Annotated in this window: 24 protein-coding genes; 17 read left to right on the forward strand and 7 right to left on the reverse strand. The window is 69.2% G+C overall.

The features are described from left to right. Positions 1–101: 101 nt before the first annotated feature. Genes ASD65_RS12975 through ASD65_RS12995 form a run of 5 tightly spaced genes read left to right on the forward strand, consistent with a single transcriptional unit; the run spans position 102 to position 4,444 of the window. Positions 102–518: a Fur family transcriptional regulator gene (locus ASD65_RS12975; RefSeq protein ID WP_056223290.1), complete on the forward strand. Its 417-nt coding sequence runs from the start codon at positions 102–104 to the stop codon at positions 516–518. After that, positions 505–1,524: a permease gene (locus ASD65_RS12980; protein ID WP_056223292.1), complete on the forward strand. Its 1,020-nt coding sequence runs from the start codon at positions 505–507 to the stop codon at positions 1,522–1,524. The genes ASD65_RS12975 and ASD65_RS12980 overlap by 14 nt, the downstream gene beginning before the upstream one ends. Continuing rightward, the gene (locus ASD65_RS12985) at positions 1,517–2,359 is read left to right on the forward strand and encodes a TIGR03943 family putative permease subunit (protein WP_082561749.1); all 843 of its coding nucleotides are present in this window, start codon (positions 1,517–1,519) and stop codon (positions 2,357–2,359) included. Before ASD65_RS12980 ends, ASD65_RS12985 begins: the two co-directional genes overlap by 8 nt. Beyond that, positions 2,349–3,782 (forward strand): hypothetical protein, encoded by a 1,434-nt coding sequence (locus ASD65_RS12990; protein ID WP_056223294.1) that lies wholly within the window; start codon positions 2,349–2,351, stop codon positions 3,780–3,782. Before ASD65_RS12985 ends, ASD65_RS12990 begins: the two co-directional genes overlap by 11 nt. Beyond that, positions 3,779–4,444 (forward strand): DNA-3-methyladenine glycosylase, encoded by a 666-nt coding sequence (locus ASD65_RS12995; protein ID WP_056224846.1) that lies wholly within the window; start codon positions 3,779–3,781, stop codon positions 4,442–4,444. The genes ASD65_RS12990 and ASD65_RS12995 overlap by 4 nt, the downstream gene beginning before the upstream one ends. Positions 4,445–4,454: 10 nt before the next feature. Here ASD65_RS12995 and ASD65_RS13000 read toward each other — a convergent pair whose 3' ends face one another. Beyond that, positions 4,455–5,081, reverse strand: a complete 627-nt coding sequence (locus ASD65_RS13000; protein ID WP_082561750.1) for a TetR/AcrR family transcriptional regulator — start codon at positions 5,079–5,081, stop codon at positions 4,455–4,457. A 171-nt stretch (positions 5,082–5,252) separates the two neighbouring features. On the opposite strand from ASD65_RS13000, the gene ASD65_RS13005 reads away from it, so the two are divergent. The 4 genes from ASD65_RS13005 to rpsN all read left to right on the forward strand — a co-directional run bounded on the left by ASD65_RS13005 (position 5,253) and on the right by rpsN (position 7,610). Next, the gene (locus ASD65_RS13005) at positions 5,253–6,650 is read left to right on the forward strand and encodes an FAD-binding oxidoreductase (RefSeq protein ID WP_056223299.1); all 1,398 of its coding nucleotides are present in this window, start codon (positions 5,253–5,255) and stop codon (positions 6,648–6,650) included. A 245-nt stretch (positions 6,651–6,895) separates the two neighbouring features. Next, a complete protein-coding gene (gene rpmB, locus ASD65_RS13010) occupies positions 6,896–7,132 on the forward strand; it encodes a 50S ribosomal protein L28 (RefSeq protein ID WP_056223301.1) in 237 nt (78 codons plus the stop codon). Beyond that, the gene (gene rpmG, locus ASD65_RS13015; RefSeq protein ID WP_018173550.1) at positions 7,132–7,302 is read left to right on the forward strand and encodes a 50S ribosomal protein L33; all 171 of its coding nucleotides are present in this window, start codon (positions 7,132–7,134) and stop codon (positions 7,300–7,302) included. Before rpmB ends, rpmG begins: the two co-directional genes overlap by 1 nt. Before the next feature lie 2 nt (positions 7,303–7,304). Then, entirely contained in the window at positions 7,305–7,610 is a 306-nt protein-coding gene (rpsN, locus tag ASD65_RS13020) for a 30S ribosomal protein S14 (RefSeq protein ID WP_056223303.1), read from the forward strand. 265 nt (positions 7,611–7,875) lie between these two features. Here the strand turns inward: rpsN and ASD65_RS13025 are convergent, their stop codons facing one another. Both ASD65_RS13025 and ASD65_RS13030 read right to left on the reverse strand, forming a co-directional pair. Continuing rightward, the gene (locus tag ASD65_RS13025) at positions 7,876–9,432 is read right to left on the reverse strand and encodes a carboxylesterase/lipase family protein (RefSeq protein ID WP_056223306.1); all 1,557 of its coding nucleotides are present in this window, start codon (positions 9,430–9,432) and stop codon (positions 7,876–7,878) included. 8 nt (positions 9,433–9,440) lie between these two features. Then, positions 9,441–10,730 (reverse strand): MFS transporter, encoded by a 1,290-nt coding sequence (locus ASD65_RS13030; protein ID WP_056223307.1) that lies wholly within the window; start codon positions 10,728–10,730, stop codon positions 9,441–9,443. 340 nt (positions 10,731–11,070) lie between these two features. Between ASD65_RS13030 and ASD65_RS13035 the strand changes: the two genes are divergently transcribed. Together ASD65_RS13035 and ASD65_RS13040 are read left to right on the forward strand one after the other, a co-directional pair. After that, the gene (locus tag ASD65_RS13035; protein WP_056223309.1) at positions 11,071–11,358 is read left to right on the forward strand and encodes an HU family DNA-binding protein; all 288 of its coding nucleotides are present in this window, start codon (positions 11,071–11,073) and stop codon (positions 11,356–11,358) included. Between the two features lie 150 nt (positions 11,359–11,508). After that, positions 11,509–13,485 carry a cytochrome c oxidase assembly protein gene (locus tag ASD65_RS13040; protein WP_056223311.1) on the forward strand — a complete coding sequence of 659 codons (1,977 nt, stop codon included), beginning with the start codon at positions 11,509–11,511 and terminating at the stop codon, positions 13,483–13,485. Positions 13,486–13,574: 89 nt separating this feature from the next. Here the strand turns inward: ASD65_RS13040 and ASD65_RS13045 are convergent, their stop codons facing one another. Then, positions 13,575–14,690 carry a hypothetical protein gene (locus ASD65_RS13045; RefSeq protein WP_235566699.1) on the reverse strand — a complete coding sequence of 372 codons (1,116 nt, stop codon included), beginning with the start codon at positions 14,688–14,690 and terminating at the stop codon, positions 13,575–13,577. 93 nt (positions 14,691–14,783) lie between these two features. Here ASD65_RS13045 and ASD65_RS13050 point away from each other — a divergent pair, with 93 nt between their 5' ends. After that, the gene (locus ASD65_RS13050) at positions 14,784–16,148 is read left to right on the forward strand and encodes an ATP-dependent DNA helicase (protein WP_056223315.1); all 1,365 of its coding nucleotides are present in this window, start codon (positions 14,784–14,786) and stop codon (positions 16,146–16,148) included. Positions 16,149–16,226: 78 nt separating this feature from the next. Here the strand turns inward: ASD65_RS13050 and ASD65_RS13055 are convergent, their stop codons facing one another. After that, on the reverse strand, positions 16,227–16,880 hold the full coding sequence (locus ASD65_RS13055; protein ID WP_056223317.1) for a biliverdin-producing heme oxygenase: 654 nt from the start codon (positions 16,878–16,880) through the stop codon (positions 16,227–16,229). 42 nt (positions 16,881–16,922) lie between these two features. Next, positions 16,923–17,234 carry a DUF2470 domain-containing protein gene (locus tag ASD65_RS13060; RefSeq protein ID WP_056223319.1) on the reverse strand — a complete coding sequence of 104 codons (312 nt, stop codon included), beginning with the start codon at positions 17,232–17,234 and terminating at the stop codon, positions 16,923–16,925. A gap of 131 nt (positions 17,235–17,365) precedes the next feature. Here ASD65_RS13060 and ASD65_RS13065 point away from each other — a divergent pair, with 131 nt between their 5' ends. From ASD65_RS13065 to ASD65_RS13085, 5 genes are all read left to right on the forward strand, one after another. Then, entirely contained in the window at positions 17,366–18,613 is a 1,248-nt protein-coding gene (locus ASD65_RS13065) for a serine hydrolase domain-containing protein (RefSeq protein ID WP_327042349.1), read from the forward strand. A 30-nt stretch (positions 18,614–18,643) separates the two neighbouring features. Beyond that, a complete protein-coding gene (locus ASD65_RS13070; protein ID WP_156378869.1) occupies positions 18,644–19,519 on the forward strand; it encodes an EamA family transporter in 876 nt (291 codons plus the stop codon). Between the two features lie 64 nt (positions 19,520–19,583). Beyond that, positions 19,584–21,296 carry a long-chain-fatty-acid--CoA ligase gene (locus tag ASD65_RS13075; protein ID WP_235566702.1) on the forward strand — a complete coding sequence of 571 codons (1,713 nt, stop codon included), beginning with the start codon at positions 19,584–19,586 and terminating at the stop codon, positions 21,294–21,296. 37 nt (positions 21,297–21,333) lie between these two features. Beyond that, on the forward strand, positions 21,334–21,951 hold the full coding sequence (locus ASD65_RS13080; protein WP_056223322.1) for a J-domain-containing protein: 618 nt from the start codon (positions 21,334–21,336) through the stop codon (positions 21,949–21,951). Between the two features lie 243 nt (positions 21,952–22,194). Continuing rightward, on the forward strand, positions 22,195–23,259 hold the full coding sequence (locus tag ASD65_RS13085; RefSeq protein WP_056223324.1) for an ABC transporter substrate-binding protein: 1,065 nt from the start codon (positions 22,195–22,197) through the stop codon (positions 23,257–23,259). Between the two features lie 348 nt (positions 23,260–23,607). Here ASD65_RS13085 and ASD65_RS13090 read toward each other — a convergent pair whose 3' ends face one another. Then, positions 23,608–24,690: an ABC transporter substrate-binding protein gene (locus ASD65_RS13090; protein ID WP_056223326.1), complete on the reverse strand. Its 1,083-nt coding sequence runs from the start codon at positions 24,688–24,690 to the stop codon at positions 23,608–23,610. Positions 24,691–24,915 lie beyond the last annotated feature (225 nt).

Genomic DNA, 24,915 nt, shown 5'->3' on the forward strand with positions numbered 1-24,915 from the left:
TCTGCCGTTTCTCGGCAGGGGTCGGGGTCTCGGTACGGGGCACGGCCGGTGCGAGGGCCCGCGTCGGGGCCGCACTCAGGCCCCGCGGGTAGGATTCGGGCATGGTCGTTCAGCGGAACACGTGGCAGCGCGAGCGGGTGCGCGAAGCCCTCGCCGACGCGCGCGGCTTCGTCAGCGCGCAGAGCCTGCACGCGACCCTCCGCGACGAGAACACCGGCATCGGCCTGGCCACCGTCTACCGCGCCCTGGCCGGACTGACCGCCCAGGGCGAGGCGGATTCGCTGCAGAGTCCCGAGGGCGAGAGCCTCTACCGCGCGTGCGCGAGTCCGGGCCACCACCACCACCTGATCTGCCGCTCGTGCGGGCTGACCGTCGAGATCGAGGCCTCCGACGTCGAGCAGTGGGCGCGCCGGACGGCCGCCACCCACGGGTTCAGCGAGGCCGAGCACGTTGTCGACATCTTCGGGCTGTGCAGTCCGTGCGCGCGGGCGCGGGCCAGTGAGCGTGACGCGGGATAGCACGCTCGCCCCGACGCGCTCCGGGCCGGGGCGGGTCATCGGAGCAGTGGTCATCGGTGCCGCCGTCGTGGTGGGGCTGTTCGTCATCGACGCCGTCGCGCCGTCGCTGTTCGAGGCATCCCTCCCCACCCGTGCGCAGGACGGTCTGACGCTCGCGATCAGCGTGCTCATCGAGTCGATGCCGTTCGTGGCGCTCGGGGTGGTGCTGTCGATCGTCGTGCAGGTGTGGGTGCCACCGGGAGTGATCGAACGATGGATGCCGCGGCGCGCGTGGGCGCGACGCGCGGTGCTGTCGCTCCTGGGCATGGTCGTGCCGGTGTGCGAGTGCGGCAACGTGCCGTTCGCGCGCGGGCTGATGATCCGTGGGTTCACCGTGCCCGAGACGATGACGTTCCTGATCGCGGCGCCCATCGTGAACCCCATCGTGATCATCACGACCCATCAGGCCTTCGGCTTCTCGGACGGCATCCTGATCGCCCGTCTCGTGGGCGGGTTCCTCATCGCGAACCTCATCGGCTGGCTGTACAGCCGCCACCCCGACCCCGACGGACTGCTCACCGACCGGTTCCGCGCGACGTGCGAGATCGTCACGCACGAACCGGGCAGCCGCGGCCGCCGCAGCCTGGCCCAGTTCGTCATCGAGCTGCGCGCGGTCATGCCGGCGCTCGTGATCGGCTCCGCGCTCGCCGGGGCCGTGCAGGTGCTGGTGCCGCGCGAGGCCCTCCTGGCGATCGGCTCGAACCCCGCCCTGTCGATCGTCGCGATGATGGCCCTCGCGATGGTCGTGTCGATCTGTTCCAACGTCGATTCGTTCTTCGCGCTGTCGTTCGCCTCCACCTTCACCCCCGGCGCGATCGTCGCGTTCCTCCTGGTCGGGCCACTGGTCGACGTGAAGATGCTCGCGCTGATGCGCACGACCTTCCGCACCCGCGTGCTGGTCGGGCTTGTCGTGATCGTGGTGCTGTCCGCCTTCGCCATCGGAGTGGTGGTGAATCTCCTTGCGTAGCGCGGGATGGATCGGCACCCGGTGGCTGGGCGTGGGGCTGGCCGCGATCCTCGCCGTCGTCACCCTCGGGCTGGCCGTCACCGGCCGGCTCGGGCTCTACATCAACCCCGAATCGACGTGGTTCGCGGTGAGCATGTCGATCCTCGTGCTGATCGGCACGGTCGCGAGCTTCGCCCTGCCGCTCGGCGCCGAGGCCGATCACGGACACGACCACGGCGCGGCGGAGCCGGACATCCACGCCGCGGCCGAGCTGGACACGCACGCCGCGGCCGACACCACGGGCGCTCTGCGCGGGGCCGTGCACGAGCACGACACGCACCCACGGATCACCCCGGGATTCGTCGCGGCCGTCGCCGGCGGGGTCGTCGCCTCCACCGTCGTGGTCTGCATCCTCGTCCTCCCGCCCGCGTCGCTGTCGGCCGAGCTCGCGATGTCGCGCGACACCGGCGCCGCGCCGCTGTTCGCGGGGCAGGATGCCGTCATCCTCGCCTCGACGGGCGATACCTCGTCGTTCGGGGTGGGCGATTGGGCCGGCGTCTTCGCGACCGCGACGAACCCGGATGCATTTGCCGGCGACCCCGTGACCCTGACCGGATTCGCGACGCCCGCCGCCGACGGCGCCGACGGATTCCAGCTGACGCGCCTGGTGATCACGCACTGCGTGATCGACGCGCAGCCCGCGAGCATCCCCGTCGTGGTCGCGGGTGCGACTCCGAGCACCGGCGAATGGGTGACGGTGACCGGCACGGTCCGCTCCGACCCGGACGGCGCGCTGTACATCGACGCGACCTCGGTCGAGTCGGTCCCCGAGCCGAAGAACCCGTATGAGTACTGACGCCCCCACCCGCCGCACGACTGCGCGGAAGCGGCGCGGGCGCGCGTTCGTGCTGTCGTTCGCGGTCGTCGCGGTGGCGCTCGCCGTCGTCGGACTCGCGGGAGCCGCGGCGACCACGGCGCAGGGCCCCCGCGTGACGGACGTGCAGGTGGATCCGGCAGCCGCGGTCGCGGCATCCGGTTCTCGGATGATCCTCACCACGACCCAGTCGCTGCACGAGGTGGACGCGAGCCAGGTGACGGTGAGTCCCGCGACACCCTTCACCGTGGACACCTCCGGGCGCAGCGTCGGCGTGCGGTTCCTGCTGCCGCTGCACGACGACACCGCGTACACGGTGCGCATCGACGATGTCGAAGGCCTCGGCGGCGGGCCCGCCGCGACGCTCTCCGAGTCGTTCCGCACTCCGCCCATCGAGGTGTTCCTGCTCACCCGCGGTGAACAGAGCGACACGATCTTCCGCACGGATCTGAGTGGGGAGAGCGCCATCCCCGTCTTCACCGACGATCACATCGAAGACTTCCGGGCGACCTCCAGCCATCTCGTGGTGTCGGTCCGGACCCCCGACGACATCGCCGAACTGATCGTCACCGACCTCGACGGCACCGGGCAGCGCACCCTGCCGCTGCCCGGCGACGGCGTCATCACGAACCTGCAGAGCGCCGACCGCGGCGAGCTCATCGGGTACACCTACTCGGATGCCGACCTCAGCGACGCGGGAGGCCGGGAGAGTGCGCTGTACACCGCATCGCTGAAGGATGCCGCGGCCGACGACGCGCCCACCTCCGTGGCGATCACGGGGGCCGAGCCGCGGGTCGCCGAATGGCGTTTCGTGCCCGACACCGACAGCATCCTGCTCCTGGACTTCGCCGGGGCCTTGCTGCTGACCGATGCGACCGGGGCGGACCCGGTCTCGCTCGGAGCCGCCGTCGCGATCGACGGCATCGCCCGAGGATCCTCGCACGCGGTGATCCAACGCGCCGATGGACTCTTCGTGCTCGACCTCACCGACGGCACCGAGACGCCGCTGGTCGATCCGGTGAGCGACCTCGGCACTCCTCGGGCGGTGACGCCGCTCCCGGGCGAAGGCGCGGGGACGCTCCGCACGTTCTCCCTCGTGTACGAGAATGCCGCCGTGCTGTCCACGACCGTCGCACTCGTCGCGGACGACGGCACCACCACCCCCGTCTTCGAGGTCGACCCTGCCGATGCCGTGCTGCAGACGTGCACCTCGCCCAGCGGGCGCTACGCGGCGATCCTGGTTGCCCCCGACATCGTCGACAACCGCTACGACACCTACATGCTGCCGATCCCGCGGAAGGTGCAGACGCATGTCGTCGAACTGGGCGACGTGCCCGAGGCGGAGCGCGAAGTCGTCGCGATGACGGGCTTCGACATCTCGTGGTGCCAGGTGCCCCCGCGATGAACGACGCGCTGCGCCCGGCGACGCGCGAGGACCTCGCCGGCCTGCCGGTGGAGGTGGCTCCGCGCCTGCTCGGTGCGCACCTGACGACGCTCGTGGACGGCGAGTCGGTCACCCTGCGCCTCACCGAGGTGGAGGCCTATCACGGCCTCGGTACCGGGCCGGTGGCCGATCCCGGCTCGCACGCCCGTATGGGGCAGACGGCACGCAACGCCACCATGTGGGGTGAACCCGGGCATCTGTACGTCTACCTCAGTCACGGCATCCACTCCTGCGTCAACGTCGTCTGCGGCCCCGAGGGCGTCGCCGGAGGAATCCTGCTGCGCGCCGGCGAGGTGATCGACGGGACGGATGCCGCCACCCGCCGTCGCCCCGCCGCGCAGCGGCAGCGCGACCTGGCCCGCGGGCCGGGGCGTCTCGGCGACGCCGTCGGGCTGCGGCATCCGCGTCACGACGGCATCGACGCCATCACCGGTGCGGTGCTGCACGGTGCCTCGGCCCGCCTCGTGCTGCGCGCGTCGCCCCTGCCGACGATCTCGACCGGCCCGCGCGTCGGTGTCGCGGGCGCAGCCGGCACGGCCGAGTTCCCGTGGCGGTTCTGGATCACCGGCGATCCGACGGTGTCGGCGTTCCGCTGGGGACGCGGCGCGGGGCCGATCGACTGAACTTGTCGGCTCAGTCCTCGAGGATCAGCCGGTGGACGGCCCGCGTCAGCCAGGTCCGGTAGGCGGACATCGTCCATCCGGCATCCGTGACGAGCTGCGTGTAGCTCTCCGGCGAGATCAGGAACGAGAGCGCTTCGGCCAGCTCGGCATCCGTACGAGCGCTGTGGCACAGGCCCTTCTCGCGGTACACGGCGATCGAGCTGAGCATGTCGTAGCGCCGATTGCCCTGCATCTCGTGCAGTCTCCGCGCCACATCGGCGTCGCTCGCGGCCGCCTCGAGCAGGCGCGGCCACAGTCGTCCGACGCGCGCGTTCGCGGAGGCCACGAAGTCGATGTGGAAGGCCAGCATCTCCTCGCCCTCCAGGACCGCGGCCTCGGCGCCGAGCTCGCGGTGGTGCAGCGGCCCTTCACCGACGTGCCCGGCGAAGGCGATGTCGAAGCTGGCGAGCAGCAGTGAGGACTTGGGGCCGTTCTGCTTGACGGTCTCCAGCGAGACACCGGCCTCCTTGGCGATGGCCGCCAGGGAGGCTCCCGCGTAGCCGGATTCGCCGAAGACCTTGCCGGCGGCGTCGAGGATGCGGCGACGTGTCTGCGCCGCCTGCGCCTCGCGCAACGGAGAAACATAGGGAGGGGCCATTGACTTTCCTCACAGGGTAGTGAACACTTCCAGAGTGTCATCAACATCCTACACACCCAGCGGTCTTGGCCACGGTCGGTATCAGCCCGACACTGAGCGACCTCATGACCGTCGCGGCCATCTGACTCCGCACTGCCGAATCCCTTCCATGTGAAAGAGAACGACCTTCCTATGACTATTTCCTCACCCCGACCGTCGGTGTCGGCCACGGTTCTTCCCGGTGAACACCTCGAACGCCTGCGCGCCGCCCTGCACGGCGATCTCCTGCTTCCTCGTGATGACGGCTGGGATGCGGCCCGTCGGCCCTGGCAGCTCCTGGTCGACCAGGACCCGGTCGCCGTGGTCGTGGCCGTGGACGTGGACGACGTGGTCGCCACGGTGCGCGCCGCGCGCGAGCTCGGACTGCACGTCGCCCCGCAGTCCACGGGCCACGGCGCCGGGGCTATCGCGTCGCTGTCCGAGACGATCCTGCTGCGCACCGGGCGCCTGAACCACGTCACGATCGATCCCGACGCACGGACGGCGCGGGTGGGGTCCGGGGCGGTCTGGGGGGATGTCGCGGCTCTGGCGGCCGAGCACGGCCTGGCCGCCGTGGCGGGGATGTCGTCCACGGTCGGCGTTGCAGGACTTCTGCTCGGCGGCGGACTGGGCTGGTTCGCCCGTTCGCACGGCGTGGGTGCCAACAGCATCCTGTCCCTGGAGGTCGTCGACGCGCTGGGGCGCACGATGACCGTCGACGCCGACAACCACAGCGACCTGTTCTGGGCGGCACGTGGGGGCGCGGCGCCCGTGGTGGTCACGGAGCTGCTGATCCAGCTCCACTCCGCGGCAGACCTGCACGGCGGCGCCCTGATGTGGCCGATCGACCGCGCGGCCGATGTGGCGCACGCGTGGCGGGAATGGATCGCCGGCGTACCCGACAGCGTCACCTCGCTGGCCCGGGTGCTGCGGTTCCCGCCGATCCCCGAGATCCCCGAGCCTCTGCGCGGGCGCTCGTTCGTGGCCGTCGAGGCGGCGATGCAGGCGGATGCCGCGACCGTTGCCGAGCTGCTGCATCCGCTGCGTGCGCTCGGGCCCGAGATGGACACCGTGCGCCCGCTCTCACCCGACGAGCTCGGCGCACTGCACGGGGACCCGCCGCAGCCGTCCCCGGGGTATGGCACCGCAGTGGTCCTGTCCGAGATCTCGGTCGCGTCGATGGGTGCCTTGCTGGACGCCGCGCTGGCCCCGTCGTCGGCCCCGCTGGTCTCGGTCGAGCTGCGCCATCTCGGCGGTCAGCTCACGCCGGGGCGCGTGGAAGGCGGCGCCGTGTCCGCGATCGCGGGTGCCGGCCTCGTCTTCGCCGTGGGGATCGCGCCGGTGCCGGAGGCGCTCGAGGCCGTGAAAGCGGCCGCCGACGCACTGTCGCACGCGCTGCGTCCCTACGCGGCACCCACCCTCGTCAAGAACTTCACCGAACGGCCGGTGACAGCATCCGCGCTCTATGGGGAAGACGCGGAGCGGCTGCGTCGGGTCATCGGGGCCTGGGACCCGGAGCGGATCATCTGCTTCGGGCACCCGATCGACTGACGACGCCGCGACGCGGGCCGAGGCATCCGCACCGCCATGAGCGGCGGGGGATGCCCCGGCCCGCTCCATGCGCACTCCGTCAAGGCGACACGCCGCCCGTGCTAGACTGACTCTTTGTCTGCGCGCACCCCAGCGTGCAGTTCGCATCCCACACCGCACAACAGAGTCTTTCTGCTGTGCGCGGGGTGCAGACAAGGGATCTTGGGTGAGGCCGTCCGGCCTCACGGTATTAGGGAGAAATCACTATGGCAGCAGTGTGCCAGGTGACTGGAGCTATTCCCGGCTTCGGTCACAGCATCTCGCACTCGCACCGCCGGACGAAGCGTCGCTTCGACCCGAACGTGCAGAAGAAGACCTATTTCGTGCCGTCGCTCGGCCGGAAGATCACGCTCAACGTTTCGGCGAAGGGCATCAAGGTCATTGACGTACGCGGCATCGAGTCCGTCGTCAAGGACCTCCTCGCGAAGGGTGTGAAGCTCTAATGGCGAAGAAGGCTCAGGACGTACGTCCGATCATCAAGCTTCGTTCGACCGCAGGCACGGGTTACACCTACGTCACGCGCAAGAACCGTCGCAACAACCCCGACCGCATCGTGCTGAAGAAGTACGACCCGGTCATCCGCAAGCACGTCGACTTCCGAGAGGAGCGCTAAGCATGGCCAAGAAGAGCAAGATCGCGCGCAACGAGCAGCGCAAGGTGATCGTCGATCGCTACGCCGCGAAGCGCGCCGAGCTGAAGAAGGCGCTCATCGCCCCGACCTCGACCGACGAAGAGCGCGAAGCCGCTCGCATCGGCCTGCAGAAGCTGCCGAAGAACGCTTCGCCGGTGCGCGTGCGCTCGCGCGACGTCATCGACGGACGCCCCCGCGGTGTCCTCACGAAGTTCGGCATCTCCCGTGTGCGTTTCCGCGACATGGCCCACCGTGGCGAGCTGCCCGGTGTGACCAAGTCCAGCTGGTAACCCATAGCAGACGTCGAAAGGGCGGGAGTTCCTCGGAACTCCCGCCCTTTCTCGTTCCCCGGCGCCACCTCGATGGCCGTGAGACTGCACGTGAAGGTCGAGACTGCGGGTAATCCCCGCAGTCTCGACCTCCCACTGCAGTCTCGACGTCAGGCCGGTTCGAACCACGCGCCGGTTCGAACCGCGCCGGCTTTTACCGCGCCGGCTCGAACTCACGCGGGAGCGAACCCTGGCCGACTTTCCCGGCGCGGCCGGGCTGCGGCGGCTAGCTGACGCTCACGCCCGTGGTCAGCAGCATCCGCACGTCCGCGAATGCGTCGGACTGCACGGATGAGGCGGGGTCGTCGAACACGCGGGCCTCGCGATCCGTGTTGTTCCACGCGGGCCAGTCCGCCGCGGCATCCCGCACCAGTGCCAGCACGCCGCCGTGGACGTCGTCCGCGAGCACCTGCGACGGCGTGGGCCCGGTGACGCCCTCGACGCGTTCGGCGTCGAGCGTGTCGAAGAAGAACGGCACGTCGAGGCAGTGGCATGCGCTGCCCATCGTGGGGGAGGCCCAGGCGAACCGGTACAGCCAGGTCCTCGCCGCCGAGGGATCCTCCACGGCGAACCGGGCCCGCGCCTCGGCCACGTCCACCGCCGGGGCACGGAACATGTGGTCGGTGAGGTACTGCCCGACCGCATCGGCCGTGTCGAACCCTTCGTGTGCGGCGAGATAGCTGTCGACGACCTCGGGTGAGGTGGCCAGCCGGCCGAGCAGGGCCGCGGGCGGCACCTCGGCCAGCGACTCCTTGGCGCCGGCCAGCACCATGTTGAACTCCTGGTCGGTGGCGCCCAGGACCAGTGCCTTGTCGGCGCCGATCCCGGCCGCGTACGCCTCACGGCTCGGCAGCGGGATGAGATCGCCGTCCACGACTGGCCCCAGGACCAGCCCGCCGCTGACGAGCGAGACGAGCCCCGCCACGGGGTCTGACGGATCGCCGGCCATGTTCATCGGCGAGGCCTCGGCCTGGAGCTCGAGGATGCGCGCCTCCGGCAGGGAGCGCAGTCCAGCCAGCGTCGGTGCCACACCGCCACGCTCCGCGAGCGCGCGTCCGGCGGCCTCCGCCGCCTCGAGGGTGACCGCCGTGGGCACGCCCGAGATCGACCACACGCCCCGGAACAGGTGCTGGGCGCGAGGAATGCCGAGCAGGGTGAGCACCGCGCCACCACCGGCGGACTGGCCGGACAGCGCGACCCGTCTCGGGTCTCCGCCGAACGCGGCGATGTTCTGCTGCACCCACTCCAGGGCCAGCAGCCAGTCGAGCACGCCGCGGTTCATCGGGGCGTCCTCGATGAATCCGAACCCGTCGAAGCCGAGGCGGTACGACACCGACACGACGATGACGCCGTCGCGGTTGAATGCGGCCCCGTCGTACCAGGGGCTGGACGGCGACCCCGAGACGTACCCGCCGCCGTGGATGTAGACGAGCACGGGGAGACCGGCGGATGCCGCGGCATCCGCTCCCGCCGTCACCGGCGCGGGCGTGAAGACGTTCACGTTCAGCGTCGACTCGCCGGGGAACGCCGGCTCCGGGATGAGCGTCATCTCGCCGACGACCGCGCGATGCGGCGTCGCGCCGAACTCGACGGCGTCACGCACCCCCTCCCAAGGCCCGTGCGGCACCGGGGCGGCGAAGCGCAGGTCGCCGACCGGCGGCTCGGCGAACGGGATGCCGAGGAAGGCGGCCGAGGGCGAGCCCGTGGCGTCCGTGGGCTCGCGCCAGAAGCCGCGCACGATGCCGGCAGTGGTCTGGACTTCGGGAGGGGTGAGCGTGGTCATGTGTTCTCCTATCGAACGCTCTTGATGGGCATCAGCACGAACGCCGCCGCCGTGACCGAGATCATCGCGAAGACGAACAGTCCGGGGTAGCCGCCGACGTAGGTGATGATGAGGCCGGCGACGGCCGGGCTCAGCGCCTGCGGGATGTTGGTCGCCACGTTCAGGATGCCGAGGTCCTTGCCGGCCGCAGCACCGCCGCCGGGCAGCACCTCGGTCATGAGCGCGGCGTCGCAGGCCATGTACAGGCCGAACCCGAAGCCGCTGATGATGTTCATGATGAGCATGCCGGTGAAGGTGGGCATGATCAGCGGGAAGACCAAGGCGAGCACCATGATGACGGTGGCGGCATAGATGAACACCTTGCGGCGACCGATCTTGTCGCTCCACCAGCCGGCGAGCGAGATCGACAGCAGGATCGGGATCAGACCGGCCGCGGCGATGATCGCCGCGGAACCGGCGGCCTCCGTGATGTCCATGCCGATGTAGTCGGTGAGGATGTACAGGTTGAAGGCCGAGATCACGAAGTAGCCGAGGATGAAGAGGAATCGTGCGGCGAAGGCCCACGCGAAGTCGGGCTCCTTCTTCGGGTTGATCCAGAATCCTGTGGCGAAGCGCTTCCAGCTCCACGGCTCGATGCTCACGCCGACGCTCGAGTAGTCGCGGTTGAACAGCACGTACAGGACCGCGGCGACCATGACGCCGACGCCGAAGATCGTGTAGCCGATGCCGACGCTGGTGACGAACTGCGCGGCGATGATCGTGCCGACGACGCCGCCGACCATGGCGCCGATGCCCGACATGGCTGAGGCGATGCCACGACGCGAACGCGGGAAGCGGTCCGGGACGACCGCGGTCAGCGGCCCCTGGAGGGCGTTCAGTGACACCTGGATGATGACCCAGAAGACCGTGATCAAGGCGATGTTCTGCATGCCGCCGAGACCGAGCAGGAAGATCATCGCGACGGCGGCGCCGATCAGCATCCAGGGAGCGCGACGCCCCATGCGCGAACGGGTGCGGTCACTGAATGCGCCGACGATCGGCTGCGTGAACAGCGTGAAGATGAACGACACCGTGCTCACGATCGCGAGGTTGGCGATCTTGTTGTCGGCGTCGATGGCGGCGACCTGCGCCGGGAGCAGGATGCCGATCAGGCCGCTGTAGGTGGCGAACAGGAACATCGACAGCACCGCGATCGACGGCAGCAGCCGCTTGTTCGCGATGGGGCTGCGCATCGCCGTGGCGATCGTCGCGGTGCGGCCGTCGTCGTCGAGCTCAGGAGTGGGGGATGGAATGGACACGACTCTCCTCTTCATTGAGAAACAGTGGTGAAACGGGGGGAACGGGATGTAGCCACCCGCGCCGCAGGACAGTCAAAACCAAGCGGCGATAGGTAATGAGTATGTAACCACACGGTCGAATCGGCAAGTGAGAATCCCGTGCACGGGGGTCACTTCGGCACCACGAATCACTCCAGTTACCCCGACACGCCGTCGATTTCGTCGAAGTTGGCCATAGATCCGCGGATTTCTGCGGAATCTGGGTATATTCAAGGCGGTCGATCCGACCAGCCGGGGGGCACACGCCATCCGGTCCGAGCAATGAAAAGGCGGCGATTCGGCCGCCTTGGAGGACAACCACATGGCTGACAAGTCCATCACCAAGACCGAGCTCGTCGCGAGCATCGCGAGCGCGACCGGCCAGAGCCAGGCCGCTGTGTCCGGTGTGCTCGACTCCCTCTTCGCCACCGTCTCCGAGGCAGTCGCCAAGGGCAGCAAGGTCTCGATCCCGGGCTGGATCGCGTTCGAGCAGGTCGAGACTTCGGCTCGTACCGGCCGCAACCCGCAGACCGGCGCCGAGATCCAGATCCCCGCGGGCAAGCGCGTCAAGGTGACCGCCGGCTCGAAGCTGAAGGCAGCGGTCAAGTAAGACCGTTCGTCACAGAAGGGGGGATGCCACGGCATCCCCCCTTCTTCGTGCCCGGGCGGGTGCGCAGCCGGTCCCGCTTAGGCTTAGAGGGTGATCCCCTCTTCCTCGTCACAGGCCACCGGCGCGCCGCTGAGCCCGGCCGCGGGGCGCATGGGCTCTCCCCGCGCACTGCGGGTCGTCGGGCCGCTGATCCTGCTGGGGGTCGCGCTCGCGGTGCTCGTGTGGGGACTGGCCTTCGGCGGAGGCGCGGCGCCGCTCGCGCTCGCCGACCCCGGGGCCTTCGTGCGCTGGGGACTGCCCACCGCCACGCTCGTCGTCAACCTGTCCGCCGCGGGGATGCTCGGCTGCCTCGTCGTGGCGCTGTACTCCCTGCGTGCGGGCGAGCGCGAGTTCGACGCGGCACTGGATGCGGCATCCGTCTCGGCCTCGATCTTCACCGTCGCAGCCGGCGCGACCGGATTCCTGACGTTCCTCAACGTGATCCCGGCGGCCGTCACCCTGGACGCCGCCTTCGGCGAGCAGCTCGGGCGATTCCTCGTGGACACCGAACCGGGCCGCGGCTGGCTCATCACGACCGTCGCCGGCGCCGCGCTCACCGTCCTGACGTTCGCGGTGCGGTCGTGGACCGCCACCTTCTTCGTCGCGATCCTCGCGGCGGCCGCGCTGGTCCCGATGGCGACCCTCGGCCACTCCGGCGAAGAGGCGAATCACAACGCGGCCGTGATGGCGCTCCTGCTGCACATGGTCGCGGCCGCCGTCTGGCTCGGCGGACTCCTGCTCATGGTGATCCTCCGTCCGATCCTCGACCGGGACCGCATGACGGCGACGATGCTGCGGTACTCCAGCATCGCGCTGGTCGCCTTCGTCGTGGTGGCGATCTCCGGCACGGTGCGCGCGGTCATCGGCCTGGGCGACTGGAGCGCGCTCGCCTCGCCCTACGGCGTGCTGCTGCTCATCAAGGTCGGCGCGTTGCTGGCGATCGGCGCCCTGGGCGCCTGGTATCGCCGCCGACTGATCGGACGGATGCGGGAGGACAAATCGTCCGGCCGCTTCTGGGGGCTGATCACCCTCGAGCTCGCGTTCATGGGGATCGCGAGCGGTGCCGCCGTCGCCCTCGCGCGCACCCCTCCACCCGTCGAGAACGTGCTGAGCGATCGGACCCCGGCGATCCGCCTTACCGGTTCACCGCTGCCCCCCGAGCTCACGTTCGACCGCTGGTTCACCGCGTGGGACATCGACCTGCTGTGGGCCTTCGCCGTCGGCTTCGGGGTGTTCTTCTACCTCGTCGGCGTGTGGCGTCTGCACCGTCGTGGCGACAAGTGGCCGATCTACCGCACCGTCTTCTGGGTGCTCGGCATGATCCTGCTGCTGTGGGTCACGAGCGGCCCGATCAACGCGTACCAGGACTACCTGTTCAGCGTGCACATGGTTGGGCACATGCTGCTGACGATGGCGATCCCGTTGCTGATGGTCGCCGGCGCACCGGTGACGCTCGCCGCCCGTGCGATCCGCAAACGGGATGACGGCACCCGCGGTGGCCGTGAGTGGATCCTGTGGGCCGTGCATTCACCGGTCAGCAAGGTCCTGACCAACCCGTTCGTCGCGGCCGGGCTGTTCGTCGGCTCGCTGTGGATCTTCTACTTCACCGATCTGTTCCGCTGGTCGCTGTACGACCACATCGGGCACGAATGGATGGTGGCGCACTTCCTCATCACGGGCTACCTGTTCGTGCTGTCGCTCATCGGCATCGATCCGGTGCCGTATCGCCTGCCCTATCCGGGTCGGCTGGTCCTGCTCATCGCCGTCATGGCCATGCACGCCTTCTTCGGCATCGCCATCATGATGCAGTCCGGACTGATGGTGTCCGAATGGTTCGGGGCGATGGGGCGCACATGGGGCGTCACGCCCATGGAGGACCAGTACATCGGCGGCGGTGTGGCGTGGTCGGTCGGCGAGATCCCGACACTGATCGTCGCGATCACTGTGGCGATCCAGTGGAGCCGCAGCGACGACCGGATCCAGCGCCGCCGTGACCGGCACATCGATCGGGCCGGCGACGCCGAGCTGGACGAGTACAACGCGAAGCTCGCGGCCCTCGCCGAACGGGACGCCCGCGCCGGACTCTGAGGCTGGGCCGGCGGGTCGGGCTTGTGCTCGTACCGGTGCGCGGGTGTCGGCGGGTCGAGCGGATGCCGGGCGTGCGGCCGCGGCGTCCGTCAGTCCGGCTCGGGACCGCTGACCGTGATGGAAGCCGTACCGTCGGGTAGGACGGCGATCTTGCCGGTGACGATGAACGGGACGTCTTCGGAGACCTGGCGGACCGAGCCGTCGAACAGGGAGCGGATCTCCACCTCGATGTGCGCGACGGCATCGGCGGCCGGGATGCGCCAGGCGGCTCCGTCGGGGACGATCGAGATCGCCGGCTGCGAGATGATCGACCAGGTCGGCGGCGAGACGATGCGGTCCTGCACGGGGAAGCCGAAGGGGCACGCCGTCGGCTGCAGCACCTCCTGCGTCGCGCATTCGTTGAGGAAGCCCTCGACGCGTTCGGTCACGACCGAGACGAACTGCTCGGTCGGCAGCGCCTGCAGTGACACGGGGACCGTCGTCAGCGGGCTGTCGGAGAGCACCGCGACGCCTTGCGTCGAGGCGAGCAGCGAGTCGACCGTCACCGAGTACACCCCGGGGGAGAACACCAGCAGCGGCACCGCCGCCGCCGGGTCGGCGTCCACCCCGTCGGGCGAGACCTGGCGCTTGTCGATCTGGAACCCGTTGACGTCGAACGTCATCGAGCCGAGCACCGTCAGGTCCACGACGGCCAGGGGGCTCTTCGCGAACCGCCAGGTCGGGGCGACGCCCACCATGCCGTTCGGCTCCACCGCGAAGGTGGTCGTCCCCGGGTAGGAGCCGGCCTTGTACGCGACAGTCACGTGCGTGACGCCGTCGTCGACGCGTTCGGACACGACCTTGATGTCGCTCAGCGGCGCGAGCGCGACCTGGCGCAGGAGTGCGTCGGACGCCGTGCTGGGCATGCCCGCCGACTCGAGCTCGGCGGAGTCGACCGACACCCCTGGCAGGGCGAGCGCGTTGGCCGCCTGGCCGTCGGCCAGCATTCCGACATATCGCTCGACGAACGCCGAGGCGCTGTAGAACTCGCGGTACAGGGCCGCAGCGCCGGCGCCCAGCGCGGCGATCAGCAGGACGCCGACCACGGCGAGGATCGTCAGGTCGGAGGCGAGACGTCCGCGGCGGCGGGGCGGCTGAACGGTCTCCGATGAGACCGGAGTCGCCGCTGCGCGACTCGGAACCGTGCCCACTGCGCCTTGGCTCACCGTTCCAGTGTAGGAAACCCCGCCCGAGAGACTCCCGAGTGCGTCATCCACCGTGATGTCCCGTCCGGCGCGCGCGCGAACTAGCATGAATCAGTGATCACGCCGCCGCTCTCTGCCGAACAGGAGGCGCTGTTCCGACTCATCGAAGACACGCGGGAGCACGTCTTCGTTACCGGACGGGCGGGAACGGGCAAGTCGACGCTGCTGCAGCACCTCGCCTGGAACACGTCGAAGCAGATCGCGGTGTGCGCGCCGACCGGCGTCGCGGCGCTGAATGTCGAGGGTCAGACGATCCATTCGCTGTTCCGGCTCCCGATCGGGCTCATCGCCGGCGGCACGATCGATCAGTCGGACGCGACGCGCAAGATCCTCAATGCGATCGACACGCTCGTCATCGATGAGATCTCGATGGTCAACGCCGACCTGATGGACGGCATCGACCGTTCGCTGCGGCAGGCGCGCGGGCGCAAGTCCGAGCCCTTCGGCGGCGCGCAGATCGTCATGTTCGGCGACCCGTACCAGCTCGCCCCGGTGCCGCCGCGCGGCGACGAGCTGCGGTACATCAACGACCACTACCGCTCGTTCTGGTTCTTCGACGCGAAGGTGTGGGCCGGGGCCGCCGACGAGGACGGCCTGATCGATGTCGGCCGATACGGCGCCGACCTGCACATCCGCGAACTGATCGACATCCACCGTCAGGCCGATCCCGGGTTCAAGGCGATGCTCAACGCCGTGCGCTACGGCGCGGTGACGGCCGAGATCGCCGGGATGCTCAACGAGGCCGGGGCGCGGACACCGCCGCCGCCCGTGGACGGCGAGCACCCGATCATCACGCTCGCGACGCGCAACGACATCGTCAACAACATCAACCGCCGACACCTGGCCGAGCTGGTCGGCCGGGAGCAGACCGCGAACGCCGAGATCAGCGGCGACTTCGGGCGGGGGGATGCCTCGTACCCGGCCGACGCCGAGCTCAAGCTCAAGGTCGGGGCACAGGTGATGTTCCTGCGCAACGACACCGGCTCGTTCGGCGAACCGCCGCGCTGGGTGAACGGCACGATCGGCACGGTGACGCGCATCGCCGGCGACACGGTCCGGGTCGAGGTGGACGGCGAGACGCACGAGGTCGAGCCCGCCGTGTGGGAGAGGTACCGGTACGCCTACAACCCCGGCTCCAAGTCGCTGTCGCGCGAGATCGTGGCGGAGTTCACCCAGTTCCCGCTCCGCCTCGCCTGGGCCGTCACGATCCACAAGTCGCAGGGCAGGACGTACGACCGCGCGGTCGTCGATCTCGGCTCGGGTGCCTTCGCCCCGGGGCAGACGTACGTGGCGCTGTCGCGCCTGACCTCGCTGGACGGCCTGTACCTGTCGCGTCCGCTGCGACCCAGCGACATCCGTGTGGACCCCGACGTGCAGCGGTTCATGGCCGCCGTCCGCGCCGGCTCGATGCGCTCCTGATCCGGGCGCCGCACGGGGGCGACGACGACGCCGCGAGCCCCTCGGCGGAGGGAGTCGCGGCGTCGTCGTTGGTGAGACTCAGGCGACCTGGGCAGCTTTCGCGGCAGCGAGGTCGGTGAACAGGTCGGTGTTGAACTGGTACGCCACGAGGACCTCGTCGATGACGCGCTCCTGCTCCGCGGCATCCCACGGCGCAGCGTCGAGCTGCTCGCGGTAGACCTCCTTGAACGCCTTCGGGTCGGCGATGTCGCCGAAGATGTAGAACCCGATCCCGTTGGTCTCGAAGCCGAACTGGCGCGCCATCAGGCGTCCGATGAACAGGCCACCGGACAGGTCGCCGAGGTAGCGCGTGTAGTGGTGCGCGACGAAGCCGCCCGCCCATGTCGCGCCGACGGCGTTGATGCGGTCGACGTAGCGCTGCGTGGTCGGCAGCGGCGTGATGCTCTCGCGCCAGTCGGGTCCGATGAGGAACTCGAGGTCGGCTTCGAGCGCAGGCAGCCGGGTCAGCTTGTCGCTGATGAACGGCGATGCCACGGGGTCCAGTCGCATCCGCTCGGCGGCCGCTTCCAGCGCCTCGTAGATGAACCAGTGCTGGACCACGAGCGCGACGTAGTCGTCGCGGGTGCCCTTGCCCTGCATCAGGTCTGCCATGAATCCGGAGTGCTCGCTGCCGGAGTGCGCGCCGCTGGAGCGCTCGCGGAGCGCTGCGGAGAAGGAGATCGGGTCGGCCATAACCTTCATACTAGCTCAAGGTAAGGCCTGCCTAAGTACCTGTTACTCGTGCGGGCGGGGCTCGACGCCGAGTCGGCGGCAGGATTCGTCGTACAGCGCGACGATCTCGCGGCGCACTTCGCGGCGCTCGGTGATCGCGCCACCTGGCCACGGGACGCGCACCGGCAGGGTCGAGCCGTCGGCCAGCTCGGCCACCCACTCGCCGCCGTCGCCGTCGAAGGCGGTCATCGACGCCGCGACGATTTCCGCATCGGTCGTGAACGCGCGTGCGATCAGCAGGCTGTCCTCGGGGTGGTCGTTGTTCATGTGCCCGAGCACTCCGGCACGTGCGGCATCGTCGAAGAGGTGAGTCATTCCTCCAGCCTAGGGACGTCGCGTCGCAGCGGGCGCGCCGGGTGTGTTTGAATGCATTGCACAATCATCGGGGGGTGAGCATGCGGGCCCGACCCAGACGACACCGCGCCATCGCGGCACTTTCTGGTGCCTTGATACTGGCTCTCGCCCTCACCGCGTGCGGTCCGACCGGCGAGATCGCGATCGACGTTCCCACTCAGGTGGACCAAGCGCTGCCCGAGGAGACCGTGCAGCAGCTGCAGGATGCCGTGACCTCCGCGATGACGGCGGCCGGGGCATCCGGTGCCGTCGTCGGCGTGTGGGCTCCCTGGAGCGGCACGTGGGTCACCGGCCTCGGCACGCAATCGGTCGGAGGATCGACCGAGGTCGCCGCGAACTCCGAGTTCCGCGTCGCCCGCGTCACCCGTTCGATGACGTGCGATGTCCTGTACGCCGTCGCCGCGCAGGGCACGGTGAAGCTGAACGACCCCGTCACGACGTGGGTGTCCGGTGTCCCCGACCTCAGCGACGTCACCCTCGACGACCTGTGCGACGGCACCTCCGGCATCGGCTCGTACGGCAGTCAGCTCACCGGCATGTGGTTGACCAACCCCACGCGCGTGTGGAACCCCCGCGAGCTCGCCAGCTACGGACTCGGCCAGCCCCGCACCGGCACTCCCGGCGACGCCTGGAGGGATTCGGATGCCGGCTACGTGCTGCTCGGACTCGCCCTGGAGCGCGCGACGGGACAGAGCGCCGCGCAGCTGCTGCAGCAGTACGTGTTCGGCCCGCTGGATCTGAGCTCGATGGCCCTCCCCGGAGAGAAGGCCGCCAAGCCGGCCGGCCGCGCACCGGCGAAGCGTCCGGCGCTCGACGGCTACCAGTCGATGCCCGGCGAGGGCGGCGCGTTGAACTGCGTCGAACCGCTGAATCTGACCACCCTCTCCGCCAGCGTCGGGTACACCGACTCCGGCGTGGTTTCCGACATCACCGACCTCGGCCGGTATGCGCAGGCGCTCGCCGCCGGGACGCTCATGCCGAAGGACACCAAGCGGTTCGCGAATCCGCTGCCCGCGTATGAGGGTGCCCCGTCGTGGCTCACGACCACGGGCGGTGCCGTGCAGGCAGGCTCCCTGATCGGTCAGTACGGGTCGATCCCCGGCTACCTCACCGCCACGTTCGCCGACCCGAAGACGGGACTCACCGTCGCCGTCGTGCTGAACAACTCCGCTATCGGGGCGGATGTCGCCGCCTACCTCGCGTGGGAGCTCGCCGCCATCGCGTCCAAGGCGCCGGCGGCGTCGGGCCAGACCGCCCCCGAAGCCGGACTGCCGTGGACCGCCGCGCAGCAGCACGACCTGATCGCCGGACGCGCGATCTGTGCTGCACCCGCTCCCTGAGTGCCGTGAGCGGCTGATCGCCGTGCTGCGGTGACGACTCGTTCGGGGACGACCCCCGCCATCGTGCTCGTCGTGGTGGGACTCGCGTGCCAGGAGGTCGGGGCATCCCTCGCCGTTCTGCTGTTCCCGTACCTCGGGCCGCTCGGCATGGTCATGCTGCGCCTGGTCTTCTCGGCCGTCATCCTGCTGCTGATCGCGCGGCCGAAGCTGCGCGGGCACACCGCTGCCGGATGGCGCGCGGTCGTGCTGTTCGGCGCGGTCCTGTTCGCGATGAACTCGCTGTTCTACCTGGCCCTGGAGCGGCTGCCGCTCGGCGTCACCGTGACGATCGAGGTGCTCGGTCCGCTGGTGCTGTCCATCGTCGCGAGTCGGCGCGCATCGGCCTGGCTTTGGGCGCTGCTCGCGTTCGCCGGAGTGCTCGCCCTCGGTGGCGGCGGCTGGGAGAACCTCGATGTGCTCGGAGTGCTGTTCGCCCTCGGCGCGGCGGCGAGCTGGGCGTTCTACATCCTGGCCGCCGCCCGCGTCGGTCGGGAGTTCCCCAAGCTCGACGGGCTCGCGCTCGCGATGGTCGCCGGCGCTGTGCTCTCGCTCCCGTTGGGCATCCTGGACGCCGGTGAATCGCTGCTCCGGCTGGACCTGCTGGCGCTCGGCGCGGCGGTCGCGGTGCTGTCCTCGACGGTCCCGTACGCGCTCGAGCTCATCGCCCTGCGGCGCCTGCCCGCCGCGGTGTTCGCCATCCTGATGGCCATCTCCCCCGCGACGGCGGCGCTCGCCGGCTTCCTCCTGCTCGGCCAGCACCTGACCTGGATCGAACTGGTCGGCATCGCGCTGGTCATCGCGGCGAGCATCGGCGCCGTACGGGCGTCCGGCCGGGCCGCACGGGAGACCGCCGAACCGCTCGGCTGAAAGGCGCCACCCAGGTTGCGCCGAGCGAGCAGACGTAGGCTGGATGTGCCGAAAGGAGACCCTTGTGAACCACGAGATCGACCGGTCAGACGAGCGTCCCTGGCTTTCGGCGTACGCCGAGGGCGTGCCCGCCGACATCGACGACGTGACCGAGACCCTGGTCGACATGCTCGACGCGTCGGTGAAGAAGTTCCACTCGCACGTCGCGCTCGAGTTCTTCGGCTCCGAGACGCGGTATCGCGACCTCGGCGATCGGGTCGCCCGCGCCGCGGAGGGACTGCGCCGACTCGGCGTCTCGCATGGTGACCGCGTCGCGCTGGTCCTGCCGAACTGCCCGCAGCACGTCATCGCGTTCTACGCGGTGCTCCGGCTCGGCGCCATCGTCGTCGAGCACAACCCGCTGTACACGGCGCGCGAGCTTCGGCACCAGTTCGAGGATCACGGTGCGAAGGTCGCGATCGTGTGGGACAAGACCGCCGACGTCGTGGCCGACTTCCCGCAGGACGTGCGGCCGGCGAAGATCGTGTCGGTCGACCTCACCGAGGCGATGCCCTTCGTGACGCGCGTCGCGCTGCGCCTGCCGGTCTCGCGCGCCCGTTCGTCCCGACAGGCGCTGACGACGCGGCCGAAGGCGAAGGGGCTGGTCTCCTGGGACACCGTGGTCTCTGCGAAGCGGATCTCGAAGCGGATGCCGCGGCCAAGGCTGGATGACATCGCGCTGCTGCAGTACACCAGCGGCACCACGGGGCATCCGAAGGGCGCCATCCTCACCCACCGCAACCTGCGTGCGAACGCCGCACAGGGGCGTGCCTGGGTGCCGGGGCTGCGCGAGGGCGAGGAAGTCTTCTACGGCGTGCTCCCGCTGTTCCACGCGTACGGGATGACGCTGTGCCTGACCTTCGCGATGAGCATCGGTGCGCGGCTCGTGCTGTTCCCGAAGTTCGATCTCGAGCTGGTCCTCAAGGCCGCGCGCACGTCTCCGCCCACGTTCCTGCCCGCGGTGCCGCCGATCTACGACGCCCTCGCCCGGGCCTCGACCCGCAAAGACGTCGACCTCACCAGCATCCGCTTCGCCATCTCCGGCGCGATGAGTCTGCCCGTGCAGACGGTCACGCGCTGGGAGGAGGCCACCGGAGGACTGCTCGTCGAGGGCTACGGGATGACCGAGACCTCACCTGTCGCGCTCGGCAACCCGATCGGTCACTCGCGGCGGCCGGGCACCGTCGGCGTGCCGTTCCCGAGCACGCGGATCCGCGTCGTGACGGTCGATGACCCCACGGTCGAGGTGGCGCAGGGTGAACCCGGCGAGCTGCTCATCCAGGGGCCGCAGGTCTTCCAGGGGTACTGGGGGCGTCCGGACGAGACCCGCGCCGTGCTGCTCCCGGGCGGCTGGCTGCGCACCGGCGACATCGTCACCGAGTCGCACGACGGTTTCGTCACGGTCGTCGACCGCATCAAGGAGCTCATCATCACCGGCGGCTTCAACGTCAGTCCGTCCGAGGTCGAGGACGTCCTCATGACGCACCCGGACGTCGTGGAGGCGGCGGTCGTCGGGCTGCCGCGGGCCTCCGGCGGCGAGGACGTCACGGCGGCCGTCGTGCTCAAGTCGGGCTCCGCCTTCGACGCCGAGGCGCTGCGGGACTTCTGCCGCACGCGCCTGACGGCGTACAAGGTGCCCAAGCGCGTCGTGCAGCTGGACGAGCTGCCACGTTCCCTGGTCGGCAAGGTGCAGCGCCGCATGGTGCGCGACGAGCTCGTGGCGGCGCCTCCGTCGTAGAGTGAAAGCGATATCGTGCGTCGGCAGGAGGTAGCGCGTGACGGAAGACCCCCGGCTCGAGGCCGCGCGGTACCTGGTCGAGCGCCTCGCCCGTGAGAACCCCGGTGATGAGCCGGAGTCGGATGCCGCGCCCGATGCGGAGACCGCTCCGGAGCCCCCGGCATCCGCTCCTCCCCGACATCTCGTCGCGACGGATCGGTCCGCGTACATCGAGACCTCGATCCAGCAGGCGATCCGGCGCGGGGAGTTCGACGACCTGCCGGGCGCGGGCAAGCCGCTGCCCGATCTGGGCGACCATCACGATCCCGACTGGTGGATCCGCCGCAAGATCCAGACCGAGCAGCTCACCGGACTCGGTCCGCCGGCGCTGACGCTCCGTGTGGAAGCCGCGGAGCTGCCGGATCGACTCGACGAGATGAGTCGCGAGGAGGAGGTCCGGCAGTGCATCGAGGACTTCAACAAGCGCGTCATCCAGGCGCGTATGCAGTTGCAGGGCGGCCCGCCGGTCGTGACGCCGACGCGGGCCGTCGAGGCGGAGGTCATCGCCTGGCGCGAGCGGCGCACCGCGCGGGCCGCAGCCGAGGAGCGCGACCGACTCGAGGCGGAGCAGGAGCACACCCGCACGCGACGGTGGTGGCGGCGCACGGCACCGTGACTTTGCGTGCTGGCGCGGCACAGTCCGGCCCCTGGCCACGCACCTCAGCCTGACAGGAGTGCGGCGCCCACCTGGCACATCGTGCCTATCGTTCGGTTAGCCAGATCGACTGCGTTTTCCATTGACGGGCATATCCCGCCTGGCGTGCAATGGCGATGCTCGTGCACGACGAAGTGTTCCCGCAATCAGGAGGTTCTTTTCATGCTCAAACCTATTCGTACCCGCGCAGCTGCAGCAGCTGTCGTGGCTACGCTCGCTGTCCTGCTCGCCAGCTGCGCAGGAGGTGCGCCTACGGCGGCCGCCCCGGAACCGGAAGGCTCGGGGGATGCGACCAATGCGCTGTGCCCGACACCCGAGACCGCGGGCACGATCAAGCTGGTCAACCCGGCCAACCTCGGAGTCTTCGCCTCCGTCTACATGGCGTACTACAACGACATGTTCAAGGACGCCGGCATCGACGTGCAGATGGAGAAGCTGCCGTCCGTTGACGCGCTCCCGCTGCTGGCACAGGGGCAGGTCGACCTGTTGATGACGTCGTACTCCGCGGCGCAGTTCAACGGGGTCGAGCAGGGCGTCGAATTCCAGTGGGTCATGCCCTTCGACTTCGGTCAGGAGACCGACCCCAACGCGCCCGTGCCGGGCTTCTGGGGGCGAGTGGATGTCGTCGGGGATGCTGATGACATGGACCTGTCGGCGCTCAAGGGTCAGACGGTCAGCTCGCCGACGGCGGGTACAGGCGTCGCCGGCATGATCCTCGACAATGCACTCGCGGAAGACGGGATCGGGTTCGAGGATGTCGTCATGACACGCCTGAGCGGCCCCGACGCACTGCTCGGCCTGCAGAACGGTGCTGTGTCGGCCGCATGGATCGCCGCCCCCCTCGAAGCGGAAGCAGCAAAGGACCCCTCGCTCGTTCCGATCGCCGGTTATGCGCCGGGCGTTACGGGGACGGCCATCATCGCCGGGCCTACCGGTATGAAGGACGAGCAGCTGCTGGTCGGGTTCATCCAGGTCGTGAACGCGGCGATCCAGGAGTACCTCACCGGTGACTGGCGAGAGGACGATGAGGTCGTCGCGCAGCTCTCGGGGATCCTCGAGACGAGCGAAGACATCATCCGCAACTCGCCCCTGCTGGTCTTCGACCCGATGACGATGGACGGCGTGGGAGAGTTCCTCACCGATCTTCAGACGTTCCAGATCGATCAGGGGCAGCTCGACTACACCGAGCCGCAGGACGTGAACGACCTCTTCTCGCCTCAGTACGTCGAGGCCGCGCTCACCTGCTCGACGGACTGGATGAACAAGTAGTCGATCACAGCGCGCTCAGCACGCAGAAGGTGCTGCTGGAGGACGTTGCCTCCAGCAGCACCTTCGTCGTTGTAGGGGGCCGCCCTTCGAGGCCGCCGTCCCGCCGGTGAGCGGGTATCGCCCGGCGAGCGCAGGCCTCGAGAACGGGGTGGCGCGGCCCGGGGGCAGAGGACCGTCCGCGCTCAGTGGCGGTGATGCCCCGACCCTTCTCATCGATCGCACGAGTCTTGCGGAAGCCGCACGAGGGCGTCTGCACACGCAGGCAAAGAGCGAGGGTGTCACCGGAGCTCCCGGTGACACCCTCGTTTCGACGTTCGTGATCGTCAGATCGCGAACTCCCAGGCGGCGCTAACCGAGGCAGCTCGCTGCCTTCGCGGCGAACTCCGCCGCGATGAGCTTGTCCGGTGCGAGGTTCTCGGCGTAGTCGAGTCCTCCGGTGCGGCGCATGAACTCCTGCAGATCGTCGACATAGGTGGCGGCATCCGTCATGTCCAGTGTGGGGTCGAAGATGAACGGTACGCCGGCCTTGATCGACTCTTCGGACTGCTCGAGGCCCTTCGCCAGGTAGGCGACCGCCTCTGCATTGTCGTGGTAGTCGCCTTGGAGGTACTTCTCGTTCGTCTCTGCCAGCACCTGCAACAGCTTCACGAGAACCTCGGGTCGCTCGATGAGGCTCGGACCGATGATGATCCCTGAACCGTTGATCCCCGTTGCGTAAGTCGCTGCGAGGCGAAGGTCTGGGTTCGACGCAGCCGTCTGGTTGAACGGGGCGGACAGCCACGCTCCGCCGACAGCGCCGTTCTCAAGGGCGATCAATGCATCTCCACCCGAGGCGGTCGTGAATGCCACATCGTCGATCGACAGGCCCTCCGACTCGAGCGCCTTGTCCAGCACCATTCCACCAGCCCCGGTGCCTCCGGTCGGGGAAGCGATCGTCTGCCCTTCCAGCCCGGCGAGATCGGGCTTGGCGCCCGTCCCGACGAGGTCGGTCCGCGCCCAGTAACCCGGGAGCGGCTGTCCGGAGTCGGCCGAAGGGAGCTCGTAGAACGGTGCGACCCACAGCATGTCGACGCCGCTCGCGACGGCATTCATGTTGCCCACGCTGTAGGACGTGAGCTGACCGTCCAGTCGCCCCTGTCCGATCTGCGCCAGCGAGTCAGCCGCCGAGATCTTCTCTACCGAGACATCGAGTCCAGCCTCCTCGAATGCGCCGCTCTGCATCGCGATGACGAGCGGGGCGAAGCCTTCGATCAGCGTGCTGACGGTGAGCACGACCTTGTCTCCGGCGAGGGTCGTGGTGCAATGATCGTCGCCCGAAGTGGGGGCCGGTGTCGGGTCTCCGGTCGGGGCGCCGGATGACGCGCATCCAGCCAGCGTCGTGAGTAGTAGTGCGAGTCCGAGAGCGGGAACGCCCTTGTTCGTCAATCCCATAGGTCTGCCTCCTCAGATGGCGGTCTGCGGTGATCGCCATGTCGCCAGGCTGGCTGGCCCCGTACGGGGGTGTCAATGCTCGTGTCGGGTCGCCTCGCGGCCCTACTCGTCTCAAGAAACGCGCCCTGATCTGCATCTTATCGGAGAAGGATAGGCGCCCCTTTCGGAGCCCAGTGGCAAATACGCATTGTCGCATCCGGGGGTGAGGTCCTTGAATCAAGCTAT

The organism is Microbacterium sp. Root61 (assembly GCF_001427525.1).
Classification (GTDB): Bacteria; Actinomycetota; Actinomycetes; order Actinomycetales; family Microbacteriaceae; genus Microbacterium.

Excerpts from the sequence above, each read along its gene's own strand:
- ASD65_RS12975 (WP_056223290.1), top strand. The coding sequence starts at position 102 with ATGGTCGTTCAGCGGAACACGTGGCAGCGCGAGCGGGTGCGCGAAGCC.
- ASD65_RS12990 (WP_056223294.1), top strand. The coding sequence starts at position 2,349 with ATGAGTACTGACGCCCCCACCCGCCGCACGACTGCGCGGAAGCGGCGC.
- ASD65_RS12995 (WP_056224846.1), top strand. The coding sequence starts at position 3,779 with ATGAACGACGCGCTGCGCCCGGCGACGCGCGAGGACCTCGCCGGCCTG.
- ASD65_RS13000 (WP_082561750.1), bottom strand. The coding sequence starts at position 5,081 with ATGGCCCCTCCCTATGTTTCTCCGTTGCGCGAGGCGCAGGCGGCGCAG.
- ASD65_RS13005 (WP_056223299.1), top strand. The coding sequence starts at position 5,253 with ATGACTATTTCCTCACCCCGACCGTCGGTGTCGGCCACGGTTCTTCCC.
- rpmB (WP_056223301.1), top strand. The coding sequence starts at position 6,896 with ATGGCAGCAGTGTGCCAGGTGACTGGAGCTATTCCCGGCTTCGGTCAC.
- rpmG (WP_018173550.1), top strand. The coding sequence starts at position 7,132 with ATGGCGAAGAAGGCTCAGGACGTACGTCCGATCATCAAGCTTCGTTCG.
- rpsN (WP_056223303.1), top strand. The coding sequence starts at position 7,305 with ATGGCCAAGAAGAGCAAGATCGCGCGCAACGAGCAGCGCAAGGTGATC.
- ASD65_RS13025 (WP_056223306.1), bottom strand. The coding sequence starts at position 9,432 with ATGACCACGCTCACCCCTCCCGAAGTCCAGACCACTGCCGGCATCGTG.
- ASD65_RS13035 (WP_056223309.1), top strand. The coding sequence starts at position 11,071 with ATGGCTGACAAGTCCATCACCAAGACCGAGCTCGTCGCGAGCATCGCG.
- ASD65_RS13040 (WP_056223311.1), top strand. The coding sequence starts at position 11,509 with ATGGGCTCTCCCCGCGCACTGCGGGTCGTCGGGCCGCTGATCCTGCTG.
- ASD65_RS13055 (WP_056223317.1), bottom strand. The coding sequence starts at position 16,880 with ATGGCCGACCCGATCTCCTTCTCCGCAGCGCTCCGCGAGCGCTCCAGC.
- ASD65_RS13060 (WP_056223319.1), bottom strand. The coding sequence starts at position 17,234 with ATGACTCACCTCTTCGACGATGCCGCACGTGCCGGAGTGCTCGGGCAC.
- ASD65_RS13090 (WP_056223326.1), bottom strand. The coding sequence starts at position 24,690 with ATGGGATTGACGAACAAGGGCGTTCCCGCTCTCGGACTCGCACTACTA.